The sequence below is a fragment of the Piscinibacter sp. genome, assembly GCF_050175855.1.
Taxonomy (GTDB): domain Bacteria; phylum Pseudomonadota; class Gammaproteobacteria; order Burkholderiales; family Burkholderiaceae_C; genus Piscinibacter.
In genome coordinates, this window is sequence record NZ_JBFXIO010000234.1 from 1 (window position 1) to 8227 (window position 8227).

General features: G+C 69.9%; 9 protein-coding genes and 1 pseudogene. 5 read left to right on the top strand and 5 right to left on the bottom strand.

Going from position 1 to position 8227, the window contains the following annotated elements:
* From AB7U92_RS16880 to AB7U92_RS16895, 4 genes are all read left to right on the top strand, one after another.
* A partial coding sequence (locus AB7U92_RS16880) for an SDR family oxidoreductase (protein WP_428579366.1) occupies positions 1–212 on the top strand: 212 nt, incomplete at its 5' end.
* Between the two features lie 2 nt (positions 213–214).
* Positions 215–613, top strand: a complete 399-nt coding sequence (locus tag AB7U92_RS16885) for a dihydroneopterin aldolase (protein WP_428579369.1) — start codon at positions 215–217, stop codon at positions 611–613.
* On the top strand, positions 610–1518 hold the full coding sequence (ttcA, locus tag AB7U92_RS16890) for a tRNA 2-thiocytidine(32) synthetase TtcA (protein WP_428579372.1): 909 nt from the start codon (positions 610–612) through the stop codon (positions 1516–1518). The genes AB7U92_RS16885 and ttcA overlap by 4 nt, the downstream gene beginning before the upstream one ends.
* Positions 1519–1545: 27 nt before the next feature.
* Positions 1546–2139 carry a DUF4136 domain-containing protein gene (locus tag AB7U92_RS16895; protein ID WP_428579374.1) on the top strand — a complete coding sequence of 198 codons (594 nt, stop codon included), beginning with the start codon at positions 1546–1548 and terminating at the stop codon, positions 2137–2139.
* Position 2140: 1 nt separating this feature from the next.
* On the opposite strand, the gene AB7U92_RS16900 is transcribed toward AB7U92_RS16895, so the two are convergent.
* On the bottom strand, positions 2141–3034 hold the full coding sequence (locus AB7U92_RS16900) for a DUF6279 family lipoprotein (RefSeq protein WP_428579377.1): 894 nt from the start codon (positions 3032–3034) through the stop codon (positions 2141–2143).
* Between AB7U92_RS16900 and glmU the strand changes: the two genes are divergently transcribed.
* Complete coding sequence (gene glmU / locus AB7U92_RS16905) at positions 3033–4421, top strand: bifunctional UDP-N-acetylglucosamine diphosphorylase/glucosamine-1-phosphate N-acetyltransferase GlmU (RefSeq protein ID WP_428579380.1); 1389 nt, start codon at positions 3033–3035, stop codon at positions 4419–4421. The two genes, AB7U92_RS16900 and glmU, sit on opposite strands and share 2 nt — an antisense overlap.
* Here the strand turns inward: glmU and AB7U92_RS16910 are convergent.
* The 4 genes and pseudogenes from AB7U92_RS16910 to AB7U92_RS16925 all read right to left on the bottom strand — a co-directional run.
* Positions 4405–6870, bottom strand: coding sequence for a sensor domain-containing protein (locus tag AB7U92_RS16910; protein WP_428579383.1), 2466 nt, complete (start codon positions 6868–6870; stop codon positions 4405–4407). The two genes, glmU and AB7U92_RS16910, sit on opposite strands and share 17 nt — an antisense overlap.
* Entirely contained in the window at positions 6867–7595 is a 729-nt protein-coding gene (locus AB7U92_RS16915) for a uracil-DNA glycosylase (protein WP_428579387.1), read from the bottom strand. The genes AB7U92_RS16910 and AB7U92_RS16915 overlap by 4 nt, the downstream gene beginning before the upstream one ends.
* A 13-nt stretch (positions 7596–7608) precedes the next feature.
* On the bottom strand, positions 7609–8103 hold the full coding sequence (gene rimI / locus AB7U92_RS16920; protein WP_428579390.1) for a ribosomal protein S18-alanine N-acetyltransferase: 495 nt from the start codon (positions 8101–8103) through the stop codon (positions 7609–7611).
* Positions 8100–8227 (bottom strand): annotated as a pseudogene (locus AB7U92_RS16925) (tRNA (adenosine(37)-N6)-threonylcarbamoyltransferase complex dimerization subunit type 1 TsaB); the annotation flags it as partial. The gene rimI and the pseudogene AB7U92_RS16925, both read right to left, overlap by 4 nt.

Below are 8227 nucleotides of genomic sequence, written 5' to 3' on the forward strand. Positions count from 1 at the left end.
CGCTGCTGTCCGGCGACATGAGCAATGCCGATTTCGAGGCCGCGCACCGCATGACGCCGCTGCGGCGCTCGTCCACGCCGGCCGACATCGCCCAGGCGGTGCGCTATCTGATCGGCGCCGAGGCGGTGACGGGCACCACACTGCTCGTCGACGGCGGCCAGCATCTGGCCGCGCAGCCGCGCGACGTCGCCTTCCTCGTCCGCCCCCACTGACCATGCAAAGCCTGCTCCACCACGCCAGCCTGCGGGACTGCCGCCGCCTCTTCCTGCGCGACTACGAGGTGCGCATGAACATCGGCGTGCACGACTTCGAGAAGCAGGGCGAGCAGCGCGTGCTGATCAACGTCGACCTGTACGTGCCTCTGGAGCTGTCGACACCGCAGCACGACGAGCTCGACGAGGTGGTCGACTACGACTTCATCCGCCGCAGCATCGTGGCGCGCATCGCCCGCGGCCACGTGCACCTGCAGGAAACGCTGTGCGACGACGTGCTCGCGCTGATGATGGCCCACCCCAAGGTGCGCGCCGCTCGCGTGTCCAGCGAGAAGCCCGATGTGTACCCCGACTGCGACGCGGTCGGCTGTGAAGTGTTTGCAATCAAGGAGCCGGCATGAGCGCGGTGCTCGACGACCCGAAGGCCGCCGCGAAGGCGGCGCACGAGACCAACAAGCTGTCCAAGCGGCTGCACCGCCTGGTCGGCCAGGCGATCGCCGACTTCAACATGATCGAGAACGGCGACAAGGTCATGGTCTGCGTCTCCGGCGGCAAGGACAGCTACGCCCTGCTGGACATCCTGATCAACCTGCGCCAGCGCGCGCCGGTGAAGTTCGACCTGGTCGCCGTCAACCTCGACCAGAAGCAGCCGGGCTTCCCGGAGCACGTGCTCCCGGAGTACCTCAGGAGCCGCGACATCCCCTTCCACATCGAGAACCAGGATACCTATTCGATCGTCAAGCGCCTGGTGCCCGAAGGGCAGACGATGTGCAGCCTGTGCTCGCGGCTGCGCCGCGGCATCCTCTACCGCGTGGCGGGTGAACTCGGCGCGACGAAGATCGCGCTCGGCCACCACCGCGACGACATGCTGCAGACCCTGTTCATGAACATGTTCTTCGGCAGCCGCCTCAAGGGCATGCCGCCCAAGCTGGTCAGCGACGACGGCAAGAACATCGTCATCCGCCCGCTGGCCTACGTGGCCGAGAGCGACCTCGAGCGCTGGGCCGAGCACCGCCAGTTCCCGATCATTCCGTGCACGCTGTGCGGCAACCAGGAGAACCTGCAGCGCGTGCAGATGAAAAAGATGCTGCGCGAATGGGAGCGCCAGTACCCCGGCCGGCTGGACAACATCTTCACCGCGATGGGCAACATCACGCTGTCGCACCTGATGGATCGCAAGCTCTATCCGTTCACTTCGCTGAAGACTACCGGTGTGGTCAACCCGGAAGGTGACCGCGCGTTCGACGAAGAGGAGGACTGCGCGACGCCCGCCGCGCAGCCGATTCGCATCCATCGCGACGATTGACATCCCCCGTCGCAGGAGGAGCCCGACATGATCCGCACCCTCTCCCTGCTGACCGCCACCGCGCTGCTGGCCGGCTGCGCCGCGCTGAACACCGTGACCAGCGAGGTCTCGAGCTACAGCGCCTGGCCGGCGGACCGCCAGCCCGGCACCTACGCCTTCGAGCGCCTGCCTTCGCAGCAGGCCCGCGCCGAGCAGCAGCAACTGCTCGAAGACAGCGCCCGCCGCGCGATCGAGGGCGCCGGCTTCAAGCCCGCGGCCGAAGGCCAGGCCAGCGAATACGTGGTGCAGCTCGGCGCGCGAGTCAGCGCCACCGAGGCCTACTACGACGATCCGTTCTGGTGGCGCGGCGGCCTGTACTACCACCGCTTCGCACGGCCCTGGCCCTACTACGGCCTTGGGCTCGGCATGGGCGCGCCCACGGTCAACTACGAGCGCGAGGTGGCCGTTCTGATCCGCGACCGCAAGAGCGGCCAGCCGCTGTACGAGACGCGCGCCAGCAGCGACGGCAGCTCGCCCGGCATGAAGTCGCTGCTGCCGGCGATGTTCGAGGCGGCGATGAAGGACTTCCCGGCCGGCAGCGTCACGCCGCGCCGCGTGACCACCGAGATCACGCCGCCCTGAGTCAGTCGGGCGAGGCCGCCAGCGCGCGGAAGTCGGCCTCCCAGCCCTTGAACCGGCTCGCCGCGGCCAGGCGCTGCGCCGGCGTGGTGGCGTTGTGCAGCGTGGCCGCGAACGCACAGTTGTAGGCCTCGAGCTTCTCCTGGTAGCGCCGGTAACCTTCGCGCGGCGAGCGCGTCATGCGTTCGCCGTAGGCGCGCATCGTGGCCACGGCCGTGTCGCGGTCGACACCGGTGCCGGCCAGCCGGCGGATCATCTGCAGCGCTTCCTGCTGCCGCTGCACACGCTCGCCGAACCAGGCCTCGGCATCGAAGGGCGAGCTCGCCACCAGCCGCGCCACCAGGGCACGCTGGCGCTCGTCGAGCGTGCCGTAGAGGAATTCGATGCGCTCGGTGGCGCGTTCGACCGAGCGCTCGAGCCGCCGCGCTGGCTCCTTGTCGAGGAAGTCGCTGCGGAACTCCTCGTTGACGCGCGCGTAGCGGCGCTCGATGTGCTGGATCTGCGCCGGCTTGAGCGTGGTGATCACCTCGGCCGCGTACGGCAGGGCCTGCTCGGCGGCCACCTCGCCGCGCTGGCGCACATCGGCGAACCAGCGGCAGGCGCGGTCGGGCGTCGTCTCGGCCAGCACCTCGACCTGCGCACGCGCCAGCAACTCGGCGTAGTCGGGCAGCTGGGTGCGCCGATGCCAGGTGAACCATTCGCCGAGGCGGCTGCGCACCTGGCGCGCCTGCACATCGTCGAATTCGGCGTAGCCGTCCAGCCACCAGAAGACCAGCTCGGGCGCCTGGTTGTAGCCAAAACGTACCGCACTGCAGCCGGCCAGCAGCCCGGCGGCGAGCAGCAGCGCCACGATAATGCGCAGTCTCGTCACCACGTTCCGCAGGAACAACAGCGTCATGGCTCTGGACATCGTGATCATGGCCGCGGGCAAGGGCACCCGCATGAAGTCAGCCCGGCCCAAGGTGATGCACCGGCTGGCCGGGCGCAGTCTACTGCAGCACGTCGTCGACACGGCTGCAGGGCTGAAGGCCGACCGTACCGTGGTGATCACCGGCCATGGCGCCGACCAGGCCGAGGCGGCCTTTGCCGGCGCCGGGCTGGCCTTCGTGCGCCAGGAGCCGCAGCTGGGCACCGGCCATGCCGTGCAACAGGCCGTGCCTCAGCTTCACGACGAGGGCACGACGCTGATCCTCAACGGCGACGTTCCCCTGATCGGGGCCGGCACGCTCGCGCGACTGGTGCAGGCCTGCGGCGGCAAGTCGCTCGCGCTGCTGACCGTGGTGCTCGACGACCCGACCGGCTACGGCCGCATCATCCGCAGTGGCGACCCGGTCGGTGGCACGGTCGAAGGCATCGTCGAGCACAAGGACGCCACGCCTGCACAGCGCCACATCCAGGAGATCTACACCGGGGTCATGGCGGCGCCCACGGCCCATCTGAAGCGCTGGCTTGCCGCACTCAAGAACGACAATGCCCAGAAGGAGTACTACCTGACCGACGTGGTGGCGATGGCCGTGGCCGACCATGTGCACGTGGTGGCCACCCATGCAAACGACGAGACCGAGGTGCTGGGGATCAACAGCGCGGCGCAGCTGGCCGAGCTCGAGCGCCGCTACCAGCGCCGCATCGCCGACGCGCTCATGGAAGCCGGCGTGCGCCTGGCAGACCCTGACCGCATCGACGTGCGCGGTGAACTGGTGTGCGGCCAGGATGTGGAGATCGACGTCAACTGCGTCTTCGAGGGCCGCGTTGAACTGGGCGACAACGTGCGCATCGCCTCGCACTGCGTGATCCGCAACTGCCGCATCGAGGACAACGCACTGGTGCGCTCTTTCACTCACGTCGACGGCGAGAAGTCCGGCGCGCGAATCGGCCGCGGCGCCGAGGTGGGACCTTTCGCGCGGCTGCGCCCCGGCGCGGACCTCGGCGAGGACGTGCACATCGGCAACTTCGTCGAGGTGAAGAACTCCACGCTGGCCAAGGGTGCCAAGGCCAACCACCTCGCCTACCTGGGCGACGCCACCGTGGGCGAGCGCGTCAACTACGGCGCCGGCAGCATCACGGCCAACTACGACGGCGCCAACAAGCACCGCACGGTGCTGGGCGACGACGTGCACGTGGGCAGCAACTGCGTGCTGGTCGCGCCGATCACGGTGGGCGCAGGCGCGACCATCGGTGCGGGCTCGACGGTCTCGAAGGACGCGCCGGCCGGCCAGCTCACCGTGGCCCGCGCCAAGGCCCAGTCGCTGGCAGGCTGGACGCGGCCGGTCAAGGCGAAGAAGTAGCCGCCGCGGCTGCGCCGCGCTCCTCGGCGCGTCGTTCGCGCACCCAGGCCTCGAAGGCCGCCGCCGGCATCGGCGCGCCCACGAGCAGGCCCTGGATCTGCTCGCAGCCCTGGCGTGCCAGGAAGGACCGCTGCGCCTCGGTCTCCACGCCTTCGGCGGTGACCGTCATGCCCAGGTTCAGGCCGAGCTGCACGATGGCGCGCGTGATGGCCGCCGAGTCGCGGTTGTCGGGCAGGTCGTGCACGAAGGAGCGATCGATCTTGATCTTGTCGATCGGCAGTTCCTTGAGGTGGCCGAGCGAGGAATAGCCGGTGCCGAAGTCGTCGACCGCGATGCCCAGCCCCATGGCCTTCAGCCGCAGCAGGCGATGCTTCACCTCGCCGAGGTCGTCCATCAGCATGCGCTCGGTGAGCTCCAGCTCGATCAGGCCGGCGGCCCGCAGCGCGTCGCCGTCGTCGGCCAGCACCTGCGCCACGGCCTCGACGAAGCCGACCGACTGGAACTGCACCGTCGACAGGTTCACCGCCACCGGCGCGATGGCCAGGCCCTCGGCATGCCAGCGCGAGGCGCAGCGCGCCGCTTCGGACAGCGCCCACTGGCCGATGGCCAGCATCAGCCGCTGGCGCTCGGCCACCGGGATGAACTGGTCGGGCATCAGCAGCCCGCGCTCGGGGTGGTTCCAGCGCAGCAGCGCCTCGCAGCTGACCAGCACGCCGTCGCGCACCCTCACCTGCGGCTGGAAGTAGAGCTCGAACTCGCCGCGCTGCAGCGCGTGGGCGAGCTGGCCCTCGAGCACCAGCGCGGCGTAGGCGCTGTCGGCCATGCCACGGTCGAAGAACTGGTGGTTGGCGCGCCCCTTCGACTTGGCCAGGTACATCGCGCTGTCGGCGTTCTTGATCAGCTCGTCGGGCGTGCTCGCATCGCCGGGGAAGAAGGCCACGCCGATCGACGGCGTGACCGAGATCGGCCGGCCCTCGGCCGTCACCGGCACCTCGATGGCCGCCAGCAGCTTGCGCGCCACTTCATCGACGTCTTCGTGGTGCGCCTCGCGCGAGGAGCGGCCGTGCAGCAGCACCATGAACTCGTCGCCGCCGAAGCGCGCCACCAGATCGGTGGCGCGCAGGCTGGCGAGGATGCGCGCCGACACCGTGCGAAGCAGCGTGTCGCCGACCAGGTGGCCGAGCGAGTCGTTGACGCGCTTGAAGTGGTCGAGGTCGATGAACAGCAGCGCCAGCCGCGTGCCCTCGGCCTGCGCTGCCGCCATGTGGGTCTGCAGCTGCTCCATGAACGACATGCGGTTGGGCAGGCCGGTCAGCGCATCGTGATGGGCCAGGTGGTGGATGCGCGCCTGCGCCGCCTGGCGGTCACGGATGTCGCGCACGATGGTCATGCGCATGCGCTCGTCGTTGCGCACCATGGTGCGCACGATGAATTCCACCGGCACGCGCCGCCCCGACTTGTGGATCACCGCGCTCTCGTAGGCGGTCTCCTGGCCGGCGTGCATCACCGCGGCGACGCGGGCGGCCTGGTCGGGCGCGATGAACTCCAGCACCGAGCGGCCACGCAGCTCGTCGAGGGTGTAGCCGATCAGCGCGCACAGCGGCGGGTTGGCGTCGGTGATGAAGCCGTCCTTGTGGAAGACGATGCCCTCGGCGCTGGCCTGCATGAACTTGGCCAGCCGCTCCTCGCTCTCGCGCACGGCGCGCTCGGCCAGCCGGTGCTTGGTGATGTCGGTGATCAGCACGAAGCAGCCGACGGTGCCGCCGTGTTCGCCCACGTGGGGCAGCAGGTTGACCTCGATGTAGCGCAGGCTGCCGTCAAGCTGCGGGAGCTGCCGCTCGTAGGATGCGGCCTGCTGGTGGCGCAACACCTGCTCGACGCGCGACTGGATCTGCGTCGCCGCGTCGTCGCCGATCACCTCGGCGAAGGTCTTGCCGACGATGTCGCGTTCGTCGCTGCCGAAGGTGCGCGCGTAGGCCTTGTTGGCGAACTGGCATCTGAAATCGCTCGCCCGGTAGTAGGCGATCAGCACCGGCACGTTGTCGGCCAGCAGACGGAACAGGCCGGCCTGCGCGCGCGCCTCGGCCTCGGATCGCTTGGCATCGCTGGCATCGTGCAGCAGGCACAGCCACTGGCGGCGCCGGGGATTCCAGCGCGCCTTCCATTCCACCCAGGCCGCCCCCTGGCCCGCGGCGCTGCCGGAGACGAACAGCGCCAGCGAGAAGTCTTCGCCCTGCACCAGCCGGTCCAGCAGTTCGCGGCGGCTGCCGGCATCCAGCAGTTCCTGCCAGGCCCGGCCGAGCAGGCGCTCCGGCGCGCGCCGGGCGAACGCCGCGAACCCTGCATTGATGTGCAGGGCGTTGCCGTCTGCCTCGAGCAGCAGCACCATGCCCGGCAGGGCGTCCCAGGCCGCCGTATCGGCGTTGGCTGAGACGCGCCGGGCCTTCACGCCGGCACCGACCTCAGTGTCTGCACGGCCAGGCAGAGGTCGTCCCAGGCCTTGGCCTTGTCCTCGAGGTTGCGCAGCAGGTAGGCGGGGTGGTAGGTCACGATCAGCGGCACGCCCTGGTAGTGGTGGACGCGCCCGCGCAGCTTGCCGATCGGCTCGTGGCTGCGCAAGAGGCTTTGCACCGCGAAACGTCCCATGGCCAGGATGATGCGCGGGCGCACCAGCTCGACCTGGCGGATCAGGAAGGGCTCGCACTGGGCGAGCTCCTCGGGTTCGGGATTGCGGTTCCCCGGCGGGCGGCACTTCAGCGTGTTGGCGATGTAGACCTGCCGCGCCGCATCGGCCTCGCCGCGCGTCAGGCCGACGGCGCGCAGCATGTTGTCGAGCAGTTGGCCCGACTTGCCGACGAAGGGCTCGCCCTGGCGGTCTTCCTGCTCGCCCGGTGCCTCGCCGACGATCATCCAGTGCGCGCGGGCGTGGCCGACGCCGAAGACGGTCTGCCGCCGGCCTTCGCACAGCTTGCAGGCACGGCACGCGGCGACGGCCTCGCGCAAGGCGTCCCAGTCCATGGCCCCGACCCCGACAGGCCGATCACGAACGACTGCAGGAGAACTGACTGGCGCCGCAGGCTCCGGCGCGGCCGCCGCCGTGCCCTCCCCCCGCCCGGCGGGGGGCTGGGGAGTGCCCTCGGGGCTCCACAACCTGATCCCCATGGCATCGAGCATCGCTCTTTGGCGCTCAGTCCAGGCCACCACCCGCCCCTTCGATCGCCAGGCTCATCACCACCGCATCCTCGCGCCGGCCATGCGCTGCCGGGTAGTAGCCCTTGCGCTTGCCGACCTCGGCAAAGCCGTGGCGGCGGTAGATGGCACGCGCGCGATCGTTGCTCTCGCGCACTTCCAGCCAGAGCTGACGCGCGCCGCGCCGTCGGCACAGGTCGGCCAGCGCGCCGAGCATGAACAGCGCGTGGCCCTGGTGCCAGGCGGACGGCGCCACGGTGATGTTGAGCAGATGCATCTCGTCGACGCCGGCCATGGCGACGAAGTAGCCCAGGATCCCGCCCTGCTCGTCGTAGAGCACGCGCGCGTCGTAACCGGCCGCCAGCGAATCGACGAAGTTGCCGCGGCTCCACGGGAAGGCGTAGGCGCCGACTTCGATGGCCATCACCGCATCGAGGTGCGCGGCGTGCATCGGCAGCAGCGTGCGCTGCCGCGGCTGCGGCACGGCACTCATGCCTCGGCCTGGGCGCGCCGGGCCGCCACCCGCACGGCGGTGGTCTGGGCGACCTTGTCGCGCAGGTAGACCGGCAAGGCGATTTCGGCATCGATGGCGGTGCCAGCGTGGCAGGCTGCTTCGG